This window comes from uncultured Jatrophihabitans sp. (genome assembly GCF_964246335.1).
Classification (GTDB): Bacteria; Actinomycetota; Actinomycetes; order Mycobacteriales; family Jatrophihabitantaceae; genus Jatrophihabitans.
In genome coordinates this window covers 57,968-76,007 of sequence record NZ_CAXTQF010000007.1, presented here as the reverse complement: position 1 = coordinate 76,007, position 18,040 = coordinate 57,968, and the positions used below count along the sequence as shown (strand labels likewise).

At 71.3% G+C, this 18,040-nt stretch carries 19 protein-coding genes; 9 read left to right on the top strand and 10 right to left on the bottom strand.

The window, feature by feature from the left end:
• Positions 1-87 precede the first annotated feature (87 nt).
• Entirely contained in the window at positions 88-1,518 is a 1,431-nt protein-coding gene (locus ACFFCN_RS03835; RefSeq protein WP_375489803.1) for a M1 family metallopeptidase, read from the top strand.
• A gap of 39 nt (positions 1,519-1,557) precedes the next feature.
• On the opposite strand, the gene ACFFCN_RS03830 is transcribed toward ACFFCN_RS03835, so the two are convergent.
• From ACFFCN_RS03830 to ACFFCN_RS03820, 3 genes are all read right to left on the bottom strand, one after another.
• Positions 1,558-1,929, bottom strand: coding sequence for a glyoxalase superfamily protein (locus ACFFCN_RS03830; RefSeq protein ID WP_375489802.1), 372 nt, complete (start codon positions 1,927-1,929; stop codon positions 1,558-1,560).
• A gap of 77 nt (positions 1,930-2,006) precedes the next feature.
• Positions 2,007-2,495, bottom strand: a complete 489-nt coding sequence (locus ACFFCN_RS03825) for an SRPBCC family protein (RefSeq protein ID WP_375489801.1) — start codon at positions 2,493-2,495, stop codon at positions 2,007-2,009.
• Positions 2,495-2,818 carry an ArsR/SmtB family transcription factor gene (locus ACFFCN_RS03820; RefSeq protein ID WP_375489800.1) on the bottom strand — a complete coding sequence of 108 codons (324 nt, stop codon included), beginning with the start codon at positions 2,816-2,818 and terminating at the stop codon, positions 2,495-2,497. The genes ACFFCN_RS03825 and ACFFCN_RS03820 overlap by 1 nt, the downstream gene beginning before the upstream one ends.
• 89 nt (positions 2,819-2,907) lie before the next feature.
• Between ACFFCN_RS03820 and ACFFCN_RS03815 the strand changes: the two genes are divergently transcribed.
• Positions 2,908-3,297: a hypothetical protein gene (locus tag ACFFCN_RS03815; RefSeq protein ID WP_375489799.1), complete on the top strand. Its 390-nt coding sequence runs from the start codon at positions 2,908-2,910 to the stop codon at positions 3,295-3,297.
• Between the two features lie 10 nt (positions 3,298-3,307).
• Here the strand turns inward: ACFFCN_RS03815 and ACFFCN_RS03810 are convergent, their stop codons facing one another.
• Positions 3,308-4,123 (bottom strand): DNA-formamidopyrimidine glycosylase family protein, encoded by an 816-nt coding sequence (locus ACFFCN_RS03810; protein WP_375489798.1) that lies wholly within the window; start codon positions 4,121-4,123, stop codon positions 3,308-3,310.
• Positions 4,124-4,184: 61 nt separating this feature from the next.
• On the opposite strand from ACFFCN_RS03810, the gene ACFFCN_RS03805 reads away from it, so the two are divergent.
• The gene (locus tag ACFFCN_RS03805) at positions 4,185-4,943 is read left to right on the top strand and encodes a lipase family alpha/beta hydrolase (RefSeq protein ID WP_375489797.1); all 759 of its coding nucleotides are present in this window, start codon (positions 4,185-4,187) and stop codon (positions 4,941-4,943) included.
• A gap of 101 nt (positions 4,944-5,044) precedes the next feature.
• On the opposite strand, the gene ACFFCN_RS03800 is transcribed toward ACFFCN_RS03805, so the two are convergent.
• From ACFFCN_RS03800 to ACFFCN_RS03790, 3 genes are all read right to left on the bottom strand, one after another.
• Positions 5,045-6,187, bottom strand: coding sequence for a CaiB/BaiF CoA transferase family protein (locus ACFFCN_RS03800; protein ID WP_375489796.1), 1,143 nt, complete (start codon positions 6,185-6,187; stop codon positions 5,045-5,047).
• A gap of 222 nt (positions 6,188-6,409) precedes the next feature.
• Positions 6,410-8,578 (bottom strand): 3-hydroxyacyl-CoA dehydrogenase NAD-binding domain-containing protein, encoded by a 2,169-nt coding sequence (locus tag ACFFCN_RS03795; RefSeq protein ID WP_375489795.1) that lies wholly within the window; start codon positions 8,576-8,578, stop codon positions 6,410-6,412.
• Between the two features lie 2 nt (positions 8,579-8,580).
• Entirely contained in the window at positions 8,581-9,792 is a 1,212-nt protein-coding gene (locus tag ACFFCN_RS03790; RefSeq protein ID WP_375489794.1) for an acetyl-CoA C-acetyltransferase, read from the bottom strand.
• Positions 9,793-9,938: 146 nt separating this feature from the next.
• Between ACFFCN_RS03790 and ACFFCN_RS03785 the strand changes: the two genes are divergently transcribed.
• Positions 9,939-10,658 (top strand): MerR family transcriptional regulator, encoded by a 720-nt coding sequence (locus ACFFCN_RS03785; protein WP_375489793.1) that lies wholly within the window; start codon positions 9,939-9,941, stop codon positions 10,656-10,658.
• 1 nt (position 10,659) lies between these two features.
• Here ACFFCN_RS03785 and ACFFCN_RS03780 read toward each other — a convergent pair whose 3' ends face one another.
• Positions 10,660-11,241 carry a DUF3515 family protein gene (locus ACFFCN_RS03780; RefSeq protein WP_375489792.1) on the bottom strand — a complete coding sequence of 194 codons (582 nt, stop codon included), beginning with the start codon at positions 11,239-11,241 and terminating at the stop codon, positions 10,660-10,662.
• A 12-nt stretch (positions 11,242-11,253) separates the two neighbouring features.
• Positions 11,254-11,496, bottom strand: a complete 243-nt coding sequence (locus tag ACFFCN_RS03775) for an Lrp/AsnC ligand binding domain-containing protein (protein WP_375489815.1) — start codon at positions 11,494-11,496, stop codon at positions 11,254-11,256.
• 147 nt (positions 11,497-11,643) lie between these two features.
• Between ACFFCN_RS03775 and ACFFCN_RS03770 the strand changes: the two genes are divergently transcribed.
• A complete protein-coding gene (locus tag ACFFCN_RS03770) occupies positions 11,644-12,600 on the top strand; it encodes a thiamine-phosphate kinase (protein WP_375489791.1) in 957 nt (318 codons plus the stop codon).
• 48 nt (positions 12,601-12,648) lie between these two features.
• Positions 12,649-13,134 carry a GNAT family N-acetyltransferase gene (locus ACFFCN_RS03765; RefSeq protein WP_375489790.1) on the top strand — a complete coding sequence of 162 codons (486 nt, stop codon included), beginning with the start codon at positions 12,649-12,651 and terminating at the stop codon, positions 13,132-13,134.
• Positions 13,135-13,226: 92 nt separating this feature from the next.
• Here ACFFCN_RS03765 and rpmB read toward each other — a convergent pair whose 3' ends face one another.
• Positions 13,227-13,418: a 50S ribosomal protein L28 gene (rpmB, locus tag ACFFCN_RS03760; RefSeq protein WP_375489789.1), complete on the bottom strand. Its 192-nt coding sequence runs from the start codon at positions 13,416-13,418 to the stop codon at positions 13,227-13,229.
• A gap of 214 nt (positions 13,419-13,632) precedes the next feature.
• Between rpmB and ACFFCN_RS03755 the strand changes: the two genes are divergently transcribed.
• The 3 genes from ACFFCN_RS03755 to rsmD are packed head-to-tail and all read left to right on the top strand — an operon-like array spanning position 13,633 to position 18,020.
• Complete coding sequence (locus ACFFCN_RS03755; protein WP_375489788.1) at positions 13,633-15,261, top strand: DAK2 domain-containing protein; 1,629 nt, start codon at positions 13,633-13,635, stop codon at positions 15,259-15,261.
• Between the two features lie 4 nt (positions 15,262-15,265).
• Positions 15,266-17,452, top strand: coding sequence for an ATP-dependent DNA helicase RecG (gene recG, locus ACFFCN_RS03750; protein WP_375489787.1), 2,187 nt, complete (start codon positions 15,266-15,268; stop codon positions 17,450-17,452).
• 13 nt (positions 17,453-17,465) lie between these two features.
• The gene (rsmD, locus tag ACFFCN_RS03745; protein WP_375489786.1) at positions 17,466-18,020 is read left to right on the top strand and encodes a 16S rRNA (guanine(966)-N(2))-methyltransferase RsmD; all 555 of its coding nucleotides are present in this window, start codon (positions 17,466-17,468) and stop codon (positions 18,018-18,020) included.
• The last annotated feature ends 20 nt before the right edge of the window (positions 18,021-18,040 follow it).

Sequence of the window (18,040 nt, the reverse complement as noted above, 5' to 3'; positions counted from 1 at the left end):
CGGCACCGACCGGCGGATAGGTCTTGACCTTGCCGCGTTGCCCGGCGATGGTCTACGTGATCACCACGAATCGCCGGGAGCACTGCCATGCCTCTTCGTCTTCGCCGCACCGCCGGCGTGGTCGCCGTGACCGTCGCGCTGGTCGCGCCGCTGGCCGGCCCCACTGCTGTCGCGGGCGCGGCGACGCACTTCACGCACGGCGCTGCCGGCGTCGGTGATCCGTACTTCCCGCTCGAGGGCAACGGTGGCTACAACGTCGGCCACTACACGCTGGACCTGCACTATCTGCCGAGTTCGCACTACCTGTCCGGCGTTGCGCACATCACCGCCCGCGCCACGCAGAACCTGTCCCGCTTCGATCTCGACCTGTCCGGCATGCACGTGCGCAGCATCGTGGTGAACGGCGCGCACGCCAGGTGGCACCGCCGCGGCCAAGAGCTGCAGATCACGCCGCGGCACGGCCTTCGGCGCGGCCACAGGTTCCACGCAGCGGTCAGCTACGCCGGGTCGCCGCGGACGATCACCGGCTCGCCCGTCGTTTTCGGCGCGGACTACGGCTGGCAGTACACCCCGGACGGCGCATTCGTCGGCGACGAACCGAACGCGGCACACACCTGGTTCCCGTCCGACGACCACCCCAGCGACAAGGCCACGTACACCTTCCACATCACCGTGCCGCGCGGCCGGCAGGTCGTCGCGAACGGCAACCTGCAGCACCACCGCACCACCCGGCACAGCTCGGTGTGGACATGGCACGAGACCAGCCCGATGGCCACCTACCTGGCGACGATCGACATCGGCAAGTGGAAATTCCGGTTCGGGCACACGCCCGGGGGTATCCGGGAGACCATGGCCGTCGATCCCCACCTGGCCAAGCAGGCGAGCTCGGACAAGGTGTTCGCGCTGACCGGCGCGATCACCGACTACTGGTCGAAGACGTTCGGCCGGTACCCGTTCACCTCCACCGGCGCGATCGTCGACAACGTGCCGGACGTCGGGTTCTCCCTCGAGACGCAGACCCGGCCGCTGTACGGCTTCTCGCCGGATCCGACCACGATGTCGCACGAGCTGTCGCACCAGTGGTTCGGCGACAGCGTGTCCGTGGCCACGTGGCGCAACATCTGGCTCAACGAGGGTTTCGCGACGTTCGCCGAGCAGCTGTGGGCCGAGCACACCGGCGGCCCGTCGACCTACAGCTACTTCTCGCAGCTGTTCGCGAAGATTCCGGCGAGCGACGGGTTCTGGCACCAGGCCATCGCCGACCCGAAGCGCAACACCATGTTCTCGAGCGCCGTCTACTCCCGCGGGGGCATGACGCTCGCGGCGCTGCGGCACCGCATCGGCGATGCGAAGTTCTTCACGCTGCTGCGCACCTGGACGGCTCAGCACCGGTATTCGGTCGCCACGACGGCGCAGTTCGTCACGCTCGCGCAGAAGGTGTCCGGTCAGAACCTGACCACGTTCTTTCGCATCTGGTTGTCGACCCAGTCCAAGCCGACGTCCTTCAACGCCGGCTGAGCGCGTCCGGCGTCAGTCCGGCGTCAGCTGCACAGCGGATCAGCCGGGAATCTTGATCTCCTGGACGTTCCACTTGTTGCCGTCCGGGTCCGCGAAGTAGACGAACCGGCCCCAGGCCAGGTCGTCGACGTCGCTGACGTCCACGCCGCGCTCGGCCAGCTCGGCGTGCGCGGCGTCGGCATCCTCGACGACCAGCTGCAATCCCTCGAGCGAACCGGGCGTCATGGTCGTGAGGCCCTCACCGATGCAGATCGAGCACCCGGAGCCGGGCGGCGTCAGCTGCACGAAACGCAACGACTCGTCGACGCGCTGGTCGTGGTCCGCGGCGAAGCCGACCTTGTCGACGTAGAACTCCTTGGCAGCGTCGACATCGCTGACGGGGACGCACAACAGCTCGAGCTTGTAGTCCACGGTGGCCTCCTGCGTCGGACCGGTTGGGTGCTGCGCACGCTAGCGCTCGCCTCCGACGGTGTCAGGGTGTCAGCGCATCAGGTGATCTCGAGCGCCTCGTAGACGGGAGAGAGCTGGCTCCATCGGTCCTGCCACGCCGAGCCCTGCCCGGCGAGGTATCGGCCGAGGTCCTCGATGTGCGCCTGCCAGCCCGCGCCGTGCTTGTAGAGCGGTTCCAGCGGCAGGCCGCGTTCCTCGACGACCAACCGGGTGCGCGGGCCCTCTGCGCTGAGTACGGCCTCGATGACGGCCTCCTCGTCGGTGCCGACCTGCATCGTGAGCAGCAGGCGGTGCGGCTTGTCGCACACGTCGACGCGGCCCGGCCCCTCCCACGTGCTGGTGAATCGGGCATAGACGGTGCCGCCCACCTGCAACTCGCCCTCGACGGTGGCGATCCAGCGGGCGAGGCGCTGCGGTTCGGTGATCGCCGACCACAGGTCGTCGATGTCGGTGTCGTAGACATCTTCGACCCGGACGGCCCCGTGCGTGTCGTCAAGCCGACGCATCGTGCCCAGAATCCGACTCATCATTTCTCCCTGTTCTCTCGGTTGCCGCGGGCGATCTCGGTGTGCAGCGCAGCCATCCGCTGCTGCCACATGTCGCGGTACGGGCCCAGCCAGCTGTCCAGATCCGCAAGTGGCTCGGGCGCAAGGCGGTAGACGCGCCGCTGCGCCTGTTGTTCGGCGGTCACCAGCTGCGCCTCGCGCAGCACCCGCAGATGCCGCGACACCCCGGGCCGGGCGATGGGCAGCGCCGCGGCCAGCTCGCCGGCGGTGGCCGGGTGGTCGCGCAGGATCTCCAGCACCGTGCGCCGGTGCGGGTCGGCCAGGGCGTGCAGGACGGCGTCCATTCGCCTAACGTACCGAATTGGTTACGTAACCGCAACGGTACGGAAGAACCATTGGGCCGGATGTCGGTCGCGCATGGATAATTGGACGGGTGAGCGGACGGGGCCACGAGAACGTTGCGACGGTGCTCGTCGACCCCGCGGTCCTCGCCGACTTCGAGCTCGATCTCATGTCGCGCGATTTCCGCGTCTGGGTCGTCAGCGCCGTCACGACGTTCCCGGATGCGGCACGGCTGGCCTTTCAGATCCGCCGGTCGCTGCTCGAATGGAGCCAGGGCAAGTGGGCGCTGGCCGCCGACTGGACGCTGGTGTGGATCACCTTCGGTGAGAGCTGGCAGGACGGCGACGAGCCGATCCCGTGGCCCGCGCACGCCGCGCTCTGGGACAAGCTCGCCGAATACGCCGAGCACACCCGCTACAACCTCGGTCTCGGTGGCGTACCGCGGCTCTCGGTACCGCGCGATCCGTTCGAGTCGCGCTGAGCCGTCCGCGCTAGGCCGTGCGGGCCGAGGTGTCCGTCGCGGGCTGGCAGCTCGGACACCACCACGTCCGTCGCCCGGACGCCGCACGATCGTCATCGAGCACCCGGACGACGGTGCCGCACCGCAGGCACGGGCGCCCGGCCCGGCCGGTCACCCAGTGCTGCTCGCCCCGGCGCCGGTCGCCAGTCGTGATCTGCATGGCGCCGGGCTTGGTCGCGGAGGCGCGCAACGCTCGCGCGGCGAGCGTCACGAGCGCCGGCATATCGACGTCGCCGACCGGCCGCGTCGGGTGCAGACCGCGCAGGAAGCACAGCTCGTTCGCCCACAGATTCCCGAGTCCCGCGATCAGCCGCTGATCCAGCAGCGCGTCGGACACCGCGCGCTGCGGGTCGGCGCCGAGCCGCTGCACGGCGGCGCCGGCGTCCCAGTCGGCGCGCAACGGGTCCGGGCCCAGGTGGCCGACCACGTCCCGTTCGTCGACGGTGCGCAGGAGGTCGACGACCGGCAGCGAGATGCCGTACGCGCTCGTCCCGTCCGTGCACGCCAGCAGCACGCGAACGTCGGGCAGCAGCCGGCTGGGCAACCGTTTGCCGGCGCGGGTGACGGTCCACGAGCCGGTCATCTTCAGATGCGTGTGCAGCGTGAGGCCACCGGAAAGCCGGGTCAGCAAGTGCTTGCCGTGCGTGTCGTGGCCGAGGACTCGGTAGCCGCGCAGGTTCTCGGTTGCATGTCGCGGGACGCGCAGCTCGCCGCGCTCGAGCGTCCGGCCGTCCAGGGCCGCCTCGAGCCGGCGCGCGAGTCGGTAGACGGTGTCGCCCTCGGGCACGACCACGAGCCTAGGCTGGCGTTACGCGCTTCGGATGCCGGGAGGGGCTGCAGTGGTTGAGGTGCCGAGCCTTCGACGTGAATCGGACTTCGTGCCGTCCGCCGCCGCGCGCGAGGCGGAGATGCGCTCGTACCGCGCGTTCGTCGGACTGCTGCGCCGCCCGGTGCGCCAGCCGGCGCATGGCGTCGCGGTGCCGGTGGTGCTCGTGCCCGGCTTCATCTCCGGGGATGTGTCGCTGACCATCCTCGCGCGCGAACTGCGCCGCAGCGGGCACCGCACGTTCGGCAGCCGGATCGGCGCCAACCTCGGTTGCACCGACGCGATGGTCGACCGGCTCGTGCACCGGTTGGCGGGTGTCGTCGCCGCCGAAGGATGTCCGGTGGCGGTCGTCGGGCACAGTCGCGGCGGCATGATCGTCAAGCTGGCCGCACAGCGCCGTCCTGATCTCGTTGCCGGGATCGTCGTGCTCGCCGCGCCGGTCACCGGGACGCTGCGGGTTGCCACGCACGTCCGCGCGCAGCTCGAGCTGTTGTTCAGGTTGAACCGGCGTGGTGTCGGTTCGGTGATGAGCGAGGACTGCGTGACGGGGGAGTGCGCAGCGCGGATCGCCGCCGAGCTGGTCGCGCCCTTTCCCGCCGGCGTGCAGTACACCTCGGTCTACTCCGAGTCCGACGCGATCATCGACTGGCACACCTGCCTCGACCCGGCCGCCGAGTGCGTCGCGGTGGCGTCGTCGCACACCGGGATGGGCACCGACCCCGCCGTGCGGCAGATCGTCGCCGAGCGGCTCGCGCGGCTGGAGGTGCCGGACCGCGGTTAGCCATGTTTCGACATCTCCCGGTTCGAGATGACCACTTTTGGCCGCCCGAATTCGTCATCCGAGCATGCAACAAGGGGGCAGAGCGGCTCGCCCGGCTGTCGTCAGGCGATCGCACCGTCGGTTCGTAGTTGCTCCACGGCGGCGTTGTCGTAGCCGAGCTCGGCGAGCAGCTCCTCGGTCGCCGTACCGACCTGCGGGACCTCGCCGGCTGCGCCGGGCGTGGCCGAGAAGCGCGGCGCGGGCGCCGGCATCGTCGCGCCGGCGACATCGACGAACGAGCCCCGCGCGACGGCGTGCGGGTGCTGCGGCGCCTCCTCGAGCGTCAGCACGGGCGCGACGCAGGCGTCGGTCGCCTCGAACAGCGCCGTCCACTCGTCGCGCGAGCGGGTACGGAACGTTTCGGCCAGTAGCTTCGTGCAGCCGGCCCACTCGGCGGGTGAGTACGGGCTCGGCGCGGAGTCGGCGTCGAGACCGAGTGCCACGACCAGCGCCGCCCAGAACTGCGGTTCCAACGGGCCGACGGCCACCCACTTGCCGTCGCTCGTCTCGTAGCAGCGGTAGTTGGGCGCGCCGCCGTCGAGCAGGTTCGCCTCGCGCTCGTCCTTCCACCCGCCGGACGCGGCGAACGTTCGCGTCATGGAGCCCAGGTAGCCGGCGCCCTCGGTCATCGCGGCATCGACGACCTGGCCCTCGCCGGTGGCGCGCGCGTGCAGCAGGGCGGCGAGCAGCCCGGTGGCCAGGAACATCGCGCCGCCGCCGAAGTCCGCGACGTAGTTGACCGGTGGCGTCGGCGGACCCGCGGCCGGCCCGATGCCGTGCAGCAGGCCGGTGAGCGCGAGGTAGGTGATGTCGTGGCCGGCGGTCGCGGCCAGTGGGCCGTCCTGCCCCCAGCCCGTCATCCGGCCGTAGACGAGCTTCGGGTTGCGCGCGAGGACGACGTCCGGCCCGACCCCCAGCCGTTCCGCGACACCGGGCCGGAAGCCCTCGATCAACGCGTCACAGGTCTGCGCGAGCTGCAGCGCCACCTCCGCACCGCCCGGCTTGCGCAGGTCCAGCCCGATCGAGCGCCGGCCGCGGCCCATCGGGCTGCTCACCATGGCGTCGGCCAGACCGGGCGTGCCGCCGGGCAGCTTGTCGATGCGCACGACCTCGGCGCCCAGGTCGGCCAGCAACATGCCGAGGAACGGCACCGGCCCGATTGCCGGCAGTTCCAGCACCCGCACCCCGCTCAGCGGACCCGGCATCGCAACCCCCACCCGTGATCAACAGCAGCTTCTGGCTGCCTGGGCGACCAAAACATACTGTTGATCAACGGTAAGTGACCAACGGTTGCTGATCAACAGCAGCTGACAACGTCGAATGCTCAGCAACAAGTGCCAACGGTTGCTGATCAACAGCAGGTTCTGGTCGCCAGGACGACCAGAACCTGCTGTTGATCAACGGTAGGGGGTGGGGACGTCAGAACGTCAGAACGTCTCGTTCTTGTCCGCTTTGGTGCGCAGCAGCTCGTTCGGCGCGAACCGCTCACCGTAGGCCTTGGTGAACTGCTCGGCGCGCTGCACGAATGCGGCCACGCCCCGGCCGGTCGAACCTTCGTAGCCGTTGATGTACTGCAGCACGCCACCGGTCCACGGCGGGAAGCCGATGCCCATGATCGAGCCGATGTTGGCGTCGGCGGTGGTGATCAGCACCTGCTCGTCGACACAGCGGGCGGACTCGATCGCCTCGATGATCAGCATCCGCTCCTCGAGCTCGTGCAGATCGACCTGCGACGGATCGCCCTTGACCGGGAAGTGCTCGGCGAGGCCCGGCCACAGGCCGGTGCGCTTGCCCGATTCGTCGTAGTCGAAGAAGCCCGCGCCCTTGAGTCGCCCCGGACGCCCCAGCTCGACCATCTTCTCGACGATGTCCTCGGCCGGGTGCCGCACGTACGCGTCGCCCATGGCGTCGCGCGTCTCGTTGCGGATCTTGAGGAACAGTTCGAGGTTCAGTTCGTCGGCCAGCTGCAGCGCGCCGACCGGGTACCCGGCCTGCGTCGTCGCCTGCTCGATGGTCGCGGGCGCAACGCCCTCGCCGAGCATGGCGACCGCTTCGTTGACGAACGTGCCGATGACGCGGGAGGTGAAGAAGCCGCGGCTGTCGTTGACGACGATCGGCGTCTTCTTGATCTGCGCCGCGTAGTCGAGCGCACGGGCCAGGGCGGCATCCGACGTCTGCTCGGCGCGGATGATCTCCAGCAGCGGCATCTTGTCGACGGGGGAGAAGAAGTGCAGCCCGATGAAGTCCTTCTTGCGCCCGACGCCCTCGGCCAGCGACGTGATCGGCAGCGTCGAGGTGTTCGAGCCGAGCAGCGCGTCGTCACCGACGACCTTCTCGGCCTCGCCGAACACCTCGTGCTTGAGCGACACCTTCTCGAACACGGCCTCGACGATGAGATCGCAGCCGGCGAGATCGGCGTAGTCGGCGGTGGGCGTGATGCGGGCGAGCACCTCGTCGGCCTTCGCCTGCTCCATCTTGCCCCGGGAAACGGCCTTCTCGAGCAGCTTCTGCGAGTAGCCCTTGCCCTTCTCGGCCGCCTCGATGGAGACGTCCTTGAGCACGACCTCCATGCCGTTACGCGCGCTGACGTAGGCGATGCCGGCACCCATCATGCCGGCGCCGAGCACCGCGACCTTCTGCGCGTTGCGCTTCTCGTAGCCGTCCGGACGTGACCCGCCGCCGTTGATCGAGTTCAGGTCGAACCAGAACGCCTGGATCATGTTCTTCGCGACCTGCCCGGTGGCCAGATTGACGAAGTAGCGGCCCTCGACGGTGAGAGCGGTATCGATGTCGACGCCCGCGCCCTCGACGGCGGCGCACATGATGTGGTGCGGCGCCGGCATCGGTGCGCCCTTGAGCTGCTTGCGCAGGTTGCCGGGGAAGGCGGGCAGCATGCCGGCCAGCTTCGGGCTGGTCGGAGCGCCGCCGGGCATGCGGTAGCCCTTGTCGTCCCAGGGCTGCACCGTCTCCGGATTGGCCTTGATCCACTCACGGGCCTTGGCGAACATCTCGTCCGGCGTCGAGGCAATCTCATCGACGATGCCGACCTCGACGGCCTGCGCCGGCTTGTAGCGGTTGCCCTGCAGCAGCACCTTCATCAGGCCGTCGGCGATGCCGAGCAGCCGGGTGATACGGGTGACGCCGCCGGCACCGGGCAGCAGCCCGAGGGTGACCTCAGGCAGGCCGAACTGCGCCTTCGGGTTGTCCAGCGCGATGCGCCGGTTGCAGGCGAGCGCGATCTCCAGCCCGCCGCCGAGCGCCGCGCCGTTCAGTGCCGCGACGGTGGGCTTGCCGAGCTTCTCGAGCCGACGGAAGTCGGCCTTGATCTTCGTGACGCCTGCCGCGAACTCGTCCTTGTTCTCCGGCGTCACCTGGGAGAGCAGCTTGAGATCACCGCCGGCGAAGAACGTGTCCTTGGCCGAGGTGACGATGACGCCGGTGATCGAGTCCTTCTCGGCCTCGAGGCGGTCGATGGCGTCGGACAGCGACGAGCGGAAGTCGTCGTTCATCGTGTTGGCGCGCTGGTTGGGGTCGTCGAGCGTCAGCGTGACGACGCCGTCGGCGTCCTGGTCCCAGTTGATGATGTTCGTGCTCACGGTCAGACCCTCTCGACGATCGTCGCAACGCCCATGCCGCCGCCGATGCACAGCGTGGCCAGGCCGATGTGCTGGTCGCGGCGCTCGAGCTCGTCGACGAGCGTGCCGAGGATCATCGCGCCGGTGGCGCCGAGCGGGTGGCCCAGCGCGATCGCGCCGCCGTTCACGTTGATCTTCTCGTGCGGGATGTTCAGATCCTTCATGAACTTCATGACCACCGCGGCGAACGCCTCGTTGAGCTCCCAGAGCTCGATGTCGTCGACGGTCAGCCCCGCCTTGGCCAGCGCCTTCTGGGCGGCCGGCGTCGGGCCGGTCAGCATGATCGTCGGCTCGGTGGCGACGACGCCGACCGAGCGGATCCGGGCGCGCGGCGTGAGGCCGTTGTCGGTGCCGGCCTGCTCGCTGCCGATGACGACGAGCCCGGCGCCGTCGACGATGCCCGAGGAGTTGCCCGGCGTGTGGACGTGGTTGATCTTCTCGACCCAGTGGTACTTCTGCAGCGCCACGGCGCCGAAGCCACCCATCTCGGCGACAGCCTGGAAGGACGGCTTGAGGCCGGCGAGCGACTCGACCGTGGTGCCGGGGCGCGGGAACTCGTCGCGGTCGAGCACGACGTCGCCGTTGATGTCGCGGACGGGCACGATCGACTTGTCGAACGCGCCGTCGGCCATCGCCTTCTCCGCGCGCAGTTGTGACTCGGCGGCGTAGGTGTCGACGTCGGTGCGGCTGAAGCCCTCGAGCGTGGCGATCAGGTCGGCGCTGACACCCTGCGGCACGAAGCTGGTGTCGTAGGCCGTCTCCGGGTCCTGGGCCCAGGGGCCGCCGTCGGAGCCCATCGGCACCCGCGACATCGCCTCGACGCCGCCCGCGATGATCAGGTCCTCCCAGCCGGAACGCACCTTCTGCGCGGCGACGTTCACGGCTTCGAGGCCGGAGGCACAGAACCGGTTGAGCTGGAAGCCCGGGCCGGACGTCTCGTATCCGGCGGCCAGCGCGGCGGTGCGGGCGATGTCCGCGCCCTGCTCACCGATCGGCGACACGCAGCCGAGGATGACGTCCTCGACGGCCGCGGTGTCCAGCCCGGGGTTGCGCTTGCGCACCTCGTCGAGCAGCCCGACGACCAGGGACACGGGCTTGGTGCCGTGCAGCGAGCCGGTGTTCTTGCCGCGCCCGCGCGGCGTGCGCAGGGCGTCGTAGATGAATGCTTCGGTCATCTCGCCTACCGTTCTGTGTGATTCGCGAGGTCGGAGACCCGGCCCGACTTGAGGATGCCAGTCTTACTGTCACGGTCGCTGTGCGCCAGCCATTGTGTCGATGTGCACGTCGGCACACCACGGGCCCCGGCGGTTACCCTCGCGCCATGAGCGCGGCGGGTGAGGCGGTGGTCGACGGTGAACTGACCGTCGACGAGCTCGCCGAGCGCACCGGGCTGACCGTGCGCACCGTGCGCTTCTACGCCAGCGAGGGGTTGCTGCCGGCCCCGCAGCGCCGGGGCCGGGTGGCCTACTACGACGAACGGCACCGGCTGCGTCTCGACCTCGTCCGTACGTTGCAGGAGCACGGTTACACGCTGTCGGCGATCCAGCGGGTGCTCGCCCGCATCCCGGCCGACGCGGCGCCCGTCGAGTACGCCGTGCAGAGCGCTGTGCTGGCGCCGTGGCTTGCCGAGCAGACCGAGATCGTCGACCGGCCGACGTTGCTGCGCCGGCTGGGCCGTCCCGCCGACGACGTCGAACTGGACTTCCTCGAGTCCGTGGGCGCGCTCGAACGCACGGAGGACGACCGGTTCCGGGTGTCGCCGTCGATGCTCGGGCACGCCGCGGAGCTGTTGAACCTGCGGGTGCCGCGCAACGTGCTCGAACGGTCCGCGCACATCATCCGCGAGCACGCCGAGGCCGTCGCCGAGGGCCTCACCGACGTGTTCGCCAGCGCCATCTGGGGTCCGTACCAGCGCGGCGAGCTCGATCACGAACAGGTCATGTCGATCCTCACCCGGTTGCGGCCGATGGCCCTGCAGGGCCTGCTCGGCGCGTTCGCGCACGCGGCCGACCAGGCCGCACACCGCCGGCTGGAGAGCTGACTCAGCTGCGTCGGGTGCACAGCTTGTCCGGGTCGGCGATCGTCGAGTCGGTGGAGCATACGGCGGGCAGTGCCGCCTTGATCGCCGCGGCCACCGTGGGCAGGTACGTCGCCGGTTGCACGCCCGCGGGGAAGTCGACCGACACGCACGGCGCACGGTCGACGCTCGTGTAGATCGCGGCCTTCTTGCCGAGGCCGAGCACGAAGGCAAGATCGTTGATCACGCGGTATTGCACCGCGGATCCAGGATGCAGCTGCGCGGGCTTCGCGACACCGCAGCGCAGCACCACGGCCGGGTTGCCCCAGGCCACCACGAACGGCGTGTCCGGCGTGGTGTGCACGACCCGCGGCGGCAGGCCGTCCAGGCTCACCGGCAGCTTCGCCAGCACCTTGGCGCAGTTGGCCGTCTGCTGCTGCGCCAGCGGTGGGGCGGCCGCGGTCACCGGCCCGGCGGTGGCTGAGGGCGACGGGGTGGTCGGCGTCCCGCCGGTGATGCCGTTGATCACGAAGGCGGCGATCACGATGAACGGGATCGTCACGGCGGTCGCGATCAGCGCGGCCCGGCGCAGGACGGGGTCGCTCATCCGTTGCGCGTTCTAGAGATGGACGACCGGGCAGGTCAGCGTGCGGGTGATGCCGTCGACCGACTGCACGTTCGCAACAACCATGCGGCCGAGCTCGTCCACCGTCTCGGCCTCGACGCGCACGATGACGTCGTACGGGCCGGTGACGTCCTCGGCGGTGGTGACGCCGCTGAGAGCGCCGATGCGCGAGGCCACCGCGGCGGCCTTGCCGACCTCGGTCTGGATCAGGATGTAGGCGCTGACGCTCACGGTGATCCTCCGGTCCGACGCGCCATCCGGCAGGGGCGCGCGTGCATTCGTCGCTACGTACGGTTCGATGTAACTCCGGTAGAACGTAGCGCAGGCGGTGTCGTGCAGACGCCGCAGGACGGACGGCCCACGGCCGGCCGGCTGTGACCGACAGTGGACGAAGGGGCGAGCACCATCACGGTTTCCGATGTCGGCGAGTTCGGGCTGATCGCGCGGGTGACGCAGGGGCTGGCGCCGTCGCCGGGCACGTTGCTCGGCCCGGGCGACGACGCTGCCGTGGTCGCCGCGCCGGACGGCCGCGTGGTGGTGTCCACCGACACGTTGCTCGAGAACCGGCACTTCCGCCGCGACTGGTCCAGCGCCGAGGACGTCGGGCACAAAGCCGCGGCCCGCGCGTTCTCCGACATCGCTGCGATGGGTGCCCGGCCGACCGCGTTGGTCGTGGCGCTCGCGGCGCCCGGGGACCTCGAGCTGACCTGGATCGACGGCCTGATGTCCGGGCTGCGCGCGGAGTGCGCACAGGCCGAGGGCGCCATCGTCGGCGGCGACGTCACGGCCGCCGACACCGTCATGATCGGCCTCACCGCGCTCGGCGATCTCGAGGGCCGCGAGCCGGTGACGCAGGCCGGCGCCCGGGTCGGCGACCTCGTGGCGGTGTGCGGTCGTACCGGCTGGGCAGCCGCCGGCTTCGCAGTCCTCAGCCGCGGGTTCCGCTCGCCGGTGCAGGTCGTCGCGGCGCACCGCCGGCCCGAACCGCCGTATGCGCAGGGGCCGGTCGCGGCGCAGCTCGGCGCGACGTCGATGACCGATCTGAGCGACGGGCTGGTCGGCGACCTCGGCCACGTCGCCGCCGCGAGCGGGGTGCGCATCGATCTTCGCGCGGAGCTGCTCGACGTGCCCGCCAAGCTGCGCGAGGTCGGGGCGGCGCTCAACACCGACCCGCTGGTGTGGGTGCTCACCGGCGGTGACGACTACGCACTGGCCGCGACCTTCCCGCGCACGATCGCGGTGCCCGCGGAATGGCGGGTGATCGGCGCGGTGACCGAGGGCGAGGGCGTGCGCGTCGACGGGCGCCGCTGGTCCGTGGGTGGGCACGAGCACTACCGCTAGCGCGGTGAATGTCATCGGCAGGTGACCGGCTGCGTACCTTCGGCAGACGTGGCGTTCGAGTTCGAGGTACGGCCCTACGACGATCCCGACGTCGTGCGCATGGTCGCCGACGTGCAGGCCGAATACGTCGGCATGTACGGCGGCCCGGACAGCGCCGTCGTCACGCTGACCGAGTTCGCCCCGCCGGACGGCCTGTTCGTGGTCGGGGTGCTCGACGGCCTCGCGGTGGCGACCGGCGGGTGGCGCCGGCGCAGTGAGCAGGACGGCGCGCAGGCCGAGATCAAGCGGATGTACGTCGCGCCGGCCGCGCGCGGCCGCGGGCTGTCGCGACTCGTGCTCGCCGAGCTCGAGCGGACGGCGCTGGCCGCCGGCGTGCGGCGGCTGGTGCTCAACACCGGGCAGCCGCAGCAACCGGCGATCGCGCTGTACCGCAGCGCGGGCTACCGGCCGGCGGCGCCGTTCGGGCACTACGCGGATTCACCGAGTGCGGTGTTCCTGGGCAAGGACCTCGTGCCGGCCACGACCCGCTGGTGAGCGCGGGTGCGGCGATCGACCGCCGCGGCGGGCGGGCAGAGAAAAGCCCGCTCCGCGACGGCGAAGCGGGCTTGCTCGAAAAGGACGGCGGGTCAGCCGCGGGTGACCTTGCCGGCCTTCAGGCACGAGGTGCACACGTCGATGCGCCGGCGGGTGCCCGGGGCCACCAGCGCGCGGACCGACTGCACGTTCGGGTTCCAGCGGCGGTGGGTGCGCCGGTGCGAGTGTGAGACCGACATGCCGAAGCCGGGACCCTTGCCGCAGACATCGCAGACGCTGGCCACTGTGAACTCCTTGCACGACGAAGATGGTGACGCCCGGCGAAACGCGGGCAACCAGAGCAGTCTAACGGCTGCGCCACGGACCGGCCAAACCGCGCGTCCCGCCGACCGGCGCCGGAGGTTGCGCCCGGCCGGTGACCGCCGCGCGGGGCGCCGCGCCGGAACAGGGCTGACGTCCCCGGCCAGTAGAGTGCCGCGCATCGGAAGGGACGGGACAGTGCTCGACGCGCTCGACGTGGACGCCGTGCGCCGCTGGAGCGCCACCTCGCTGGACCTGCTCGCCGCCCACCGCGACGAGATCGACGCGTTGAACGTGTTCCCCGTCGCCGACTCGGACACCGGTAGCAACGCGCTGACCACCATGCGCGCCGCGGATGCCGCTCTCGCCGCGATGCCCTCGGTCGAGACCGTCGGGGCCGCGTTCGCGGCGATGGCCGACGGCGCCGCCCGCGACGCGCTCGGCAACTCCGGCTTCCTGACGTCGCAGATCCTGCGCGGCCTGGCCGTGGCGCACAGCACCACGGACGGCAGCGCCGGCCACGTCGGCACCACCCACGGCGCCGCCGCGTTGGCGCACGGCCTGCACACCGGCGCCATCCTGGCGCGCGAGGCCGTCGTCACGCCGGTCGCCGGGACCATCCTGACCGTCGCCGAGGAAGGTGCGAGCGCGGCCCGCAGCACGGCCGGGACGGGCGGCTCGCTCGGCGACACCGTCGTCGCGGCCACCCGTGCGGCCGACGACGCCCTGCAACGCACCACCGAGCAGCTGGCCGACCTCGCGCGCGCCGGCGTGGTCGACGCGGGCGGCCGGGTGCTGGTGGTGCTGCTGGCCGCGCTGACGCACACGATCACCGGCACGACCGTGCCGCTCACCCCGGCCCGCCGGCCCGAGCGTGATCTGCACACGGTCGACGACACGGCTTACGGGTACGAGGTGCAGTACCGGCTCGACGCGCCGCAGGATCGGCTGGCCGAGCTGCGCACCGCGCTGGCTCGCATCGGCGATTCGGTGGCCGTGGTCGACGTCGGGCCCGACGCGTGGAACGTGCACGTGCACGTCGACGACGTCGGCGCTGCGGTCGAGGCGGGCGTCGAGGTGGGTCGGCCGCGTGACATCAAGGTCGTCGCGCTGCACGTGCACGGGCGGGCACATACGCACGACAACGAGCGGACCGGCGGGGTCGCGGTGCTCGCCATCGCTCCGGGCGCCGGCCTCGCGCACCTGTTCGACAACGCCGGCGTCGACGGCGTGCACGTCGTGGCCGGCGGCGCCGACGATCTTCCCGCGGTCGCCGACGTCGTCGCGGCCGTGCACGCCACGGGCGCGGCGCAGGTGGTGTTGCTGCCGAATGCGTCCCGGGTCACCGGTGTCGCCGAGGCCGCGGCCGTCCGGGCACGCGCCGACGGCATCGGCGCCTCCGTGGTGCCGACCCGCTCGGCCGTACAGGGCCTTGCCGCAGTCGCGGTGCACGACCCGGGCCGCCGCTTCGACGACGACGTCGTGGCGATGGCCGAGGCGGCCGCCGCCACCCGCTACGCGGAGATCGCGGTCGCCGATTCGCAGGCGCTGACCGCGGTGGGGGTCTGCCAGGCGGGCGACGTGCTCGGCCTGATCGACGGCGAGGTCGTGCAGATCGGGCACAGCCTGCTGGCCGTCGCCTTCACCCTCGTCGACCGGCTGCTGGCGGTCGGCGCCGAACTGATGACGGTGCTCGTCGGCAGTGCGGCACCCGCTCGCACGGGCGACCTGCTGCAGGCGCACGTGCGTGGGCGGGCCCCGCTCACCGACGTCGCCGTGTACGACGCCGGGCAGTCCGAGCACCCGGTGATCATCGGGGTGGAGTGACGACGTGCCCACGCTGGACACCGGCCTGATCGACACCGTCGGCGCGCGTACCGCCAAGGCATTGCAGAAGGCGTTCGGCATGCAGACCGTGCGCGACCTGCTCACGCACTACCCACGCCGGATGGCCGAGCGCGGCGAGCTCACCGAACTCGCGTCGCTGCGCGTGGACGACGAGGTCACCGTCGTCGCCGACGTGCTGTCGAGCAGCACCAAGCGCTACCACAACAACCAGCGGCTCGAGGTCGTCGTCGGCGACGGCAAGGCCCGGCTGCAGCTCGTCTTCTTCGGCCGCGCGGTGTGGCGCGGCAAGGATCTCGTCCCCGGCCGGCGTGGGCTGTTCTCCGGCAAGGTGGGCGAGTTCCGCGGCGTGCGCCAGCTCGTGCACCCGGACTACCAGCTGCTGCGCGGTGACGACTTCGACGATGCCGAGGCCGACGTCTACGCCGGCCGGCTCATCCCCGTCTATCCGGCCACGCAGGCGGTCCGGACGTGGACGATCGCCAACGCGGTGTCGCTGACGCTGGGCATGCTCGACCCTGTCCCCGACGGCCTGGACGACGTCACCCGCGCGCGGCACGGCCTGCTCGGCGCGGACGCCGCGCTGCGGGCCATGCACGAGCCGGACGACTTTGCGCAGTGGTACGCCGCGCGCCGGCGCCTGGCGTGGGACGAGGCCCTGGGCGTCCAGCTCGCACTCGCGCAGCGACGCCGGCTGGCCGGCGCGAACCCGGCCACGCCGCGCCCGGTGCAGGTCGGCGGCCTGCTCGCGGCGTTCGACGCCCAGCTGCCGTTCACGCTGACCGACGGGCAGCGCGAGATCGGCGGCGTGTTGTCCGGTGAGCTCGCCCGCGAGCACCCGATGCACCGGCTGCTGCAGGGCGAAGTCGGTTCCGGCAAGACGGTCGTCGCGCTGCGCGCCATGCTGCAGACCGTCGACGCCGGGGGACAGGCCGCGCTGCTCGCCCCCACCGAGGTACTCGCCGCGCAGCACGCGCGCACCATCGAACGGCTGCTCGGTCCGATGGCCCACGGCGGCCGGCTCGGGGGCGCCGACGACGCCACGCGCATCGCGTTGCTCACCGGTTCGCTGCCCGCGGCTGCGAAACGCGCGGCGCTGCTCGACGTGGCCAGCGGCGCGGCCGGCATCGTCGTCGGTACGCACGCGCTCATCCAGGATCAGGTGTCCTTCGCCGAGCTGGGCCTGGTCGTGGTCGACGAGCAGCACCGCTTCGGTGTCGAACAGCGCGACGCGCTGCGCAACAAGGCGACGAACCCGCCGCACCTGCTGGTGATGACCGCGACGCCGATCCCGCGCACCGTGGCCATGACGGTGTTCGGCGACCTCGACACGTCCACCCTCGCGGAGCTGCCCGCAGGCCGCTCACCCATCGCGACGAGCGTCGTGCCCGCCCACGAGCGGCCGGCCTGGCTCGAGCGCGCGTGGACGCGCATCCGCGAGGAGGTCGCGGCCGGGCGCCAGGCCTACGTCGTCTGCCCGCGCATCGGTGTCGACACCGGTGAGTTCGAGGAGGACGTGGACGACGTCGAGCTGAACGACGACGAAGCGACCGGGCGGCGAGCGCCGGTGGCAGTGTCCGATGTCGCGCCCATGCTCGCCGACGGTCCGCTGGCCGGTCTGCGGATCGGCGTGCTGCACGGTCGGCTGACGCCCGAGGACAAGGACCGCGCGATGGACGACTTCGCCGCCGGGGCGACGGACGTGCTCGTCGCAACCACCGTCGTCGAGGTCGGCGTCGACGTCCCCAACGCGACGGTGATGGCCGTGCTGGACGCCGACCGGTTCGGCGTCTCGCAGCTGCACCAGTTGCGCGGCCGCGTCGGCCGCGGTGGGCACCCCGGTCTGTGTCTGCTCGTCACCGACGCGCCGGCCGGCACCCCGGCGCGCGATCGGCTCGACGCCGTGGCCGCCACGCTGGACGGATTCGCGCTGGCGCGCCTCGACGTCGAACAACGGCGCGAGGGTGACGTGCTCGGCGCCGCGCAGTCGGGCCGGCGACGCCAGCTCAAGCTGCTCTCGCTGCTGCGCGACGAGGAGCTGATCGTCGCCGCCCGTGCCGAGGCCACCACGATCGTCGAGGCCGACCCGACGCTGGCCGAGCATCCGGTCCTCGCCGCGCAGGTCGCCGACCTGGTACGCGACGAGCAGGCCGAGTTCCTGGAGAAGGCATGACCTCGGAGTCGGCATGAGGATCGTCGCCGGGGCGGCGAAGGGGCGCCGCCTGGCGCCGCCGCCGGAGGGCACCCGGCCCACGTCGGACCAGGTGCGCGAAGCCATGTTCAACACGCTGGCAGCGTCGATGAGCATGGACTGTGCGCGGGTGCTCGACCTGTTCGCGGGCACCGGCGCCGTCGGGCTCGAGGCGCTCTCACGTGGGGCGGCGCAGGCGGTGTTCGTCGAGAAGGGCCGCGCCGCGCTCGCCGTGCTGCGCCGCAACATCGAGACCGTCGCGCTGCCCGGCGCCACCGTGATCGCGCGCCCGGTCGCGCAGTACCTGGCCGACGAAGCGCCGGAACCGTTCGACCTCGTGTTCCTCGATCCGCCCTACGCGCTCGACCGCGACAAGATCGGGGAGGTCGTCGCCCGACTCGGGGCCGGCGGCTGGCTGGCCGAGGAAGCGCGCCTCGTCATGGAGCGGTCGGCCCACAGCGAGAGGTTGGTCGCGGCCGAAACCTTCGTCACACCGGACTTCGAGAAGCGGTACGGGGACACGGTGCTTTGGTACGGTCGCCGCCGATGAGCGCCAGCGCAGCCAGCACA

What these genes read in the sequence shown, in the direction of transcription:
- ACFFCN_RS03780 (WP_375489792.1), bottom strand. Translation starts at nt 11,241, where the DNA reads ATGAGCGACCCCGTCCTGCGCCGGGCCGCGCTGATCGCGACCGCCGTG.
- rsmD (WP_375489786.1), top strand. Translation starts at nt 17,466, where the DNA reads ATGAGGATCGTCGCCGGGGCGGCGAAGGGGCGCCGCCTGGCGCCGCCG.
- ACFFCN_RS03785 (WP_375489793.1), top strand. Translation starts at nt 9,939, where the DNA reads ATGAGCGCGGCGGGTGAGGCGGTGGTCGACGGTGAACTGACCGTCGAC.
- ACFFCN_RS03835 (WP_375489803.1), top strand. Translation starts at nt 88, where the DNA reads ATGCCTCTTCGTCTTCGCCGCACCGCCGGCGTGGTCGCCGTGACCGTC.
- ACFFCN_RS03820 (WP_375489800.1), bottom strand. Translation starts at nt 2,818, where the DNA reads ATGGACGCCGTCCTGCACGCCCTGGCCGACCCGCACCGGCGCACGGTG.
- ACFFCN_RS03825 (WP_375489801.1), bottom strand. Translation starts at nt 2,495, where the DNA reads ATGAGTCGGATTCTGGGCACGATGCGTCGGCTTGACGACACGCACGGG.
- ACFFCN_RS03790 (WP_375489794.1), bottom strand. Translation starts at nt 9,792, where the DNA reads ATGACCGAAGCATTCATCTACGACGCCCTGCGCACGCCGCGCGGGCGC.
- ACFFCN_RS03800 (WP_375489796.1), bottom strand. Translation starts at nt 6,187, where the DNA reads ATGCCGGGTCCGCTGAGCGGGGTGCGGGTGCTGGAACTGCCGGCAATC.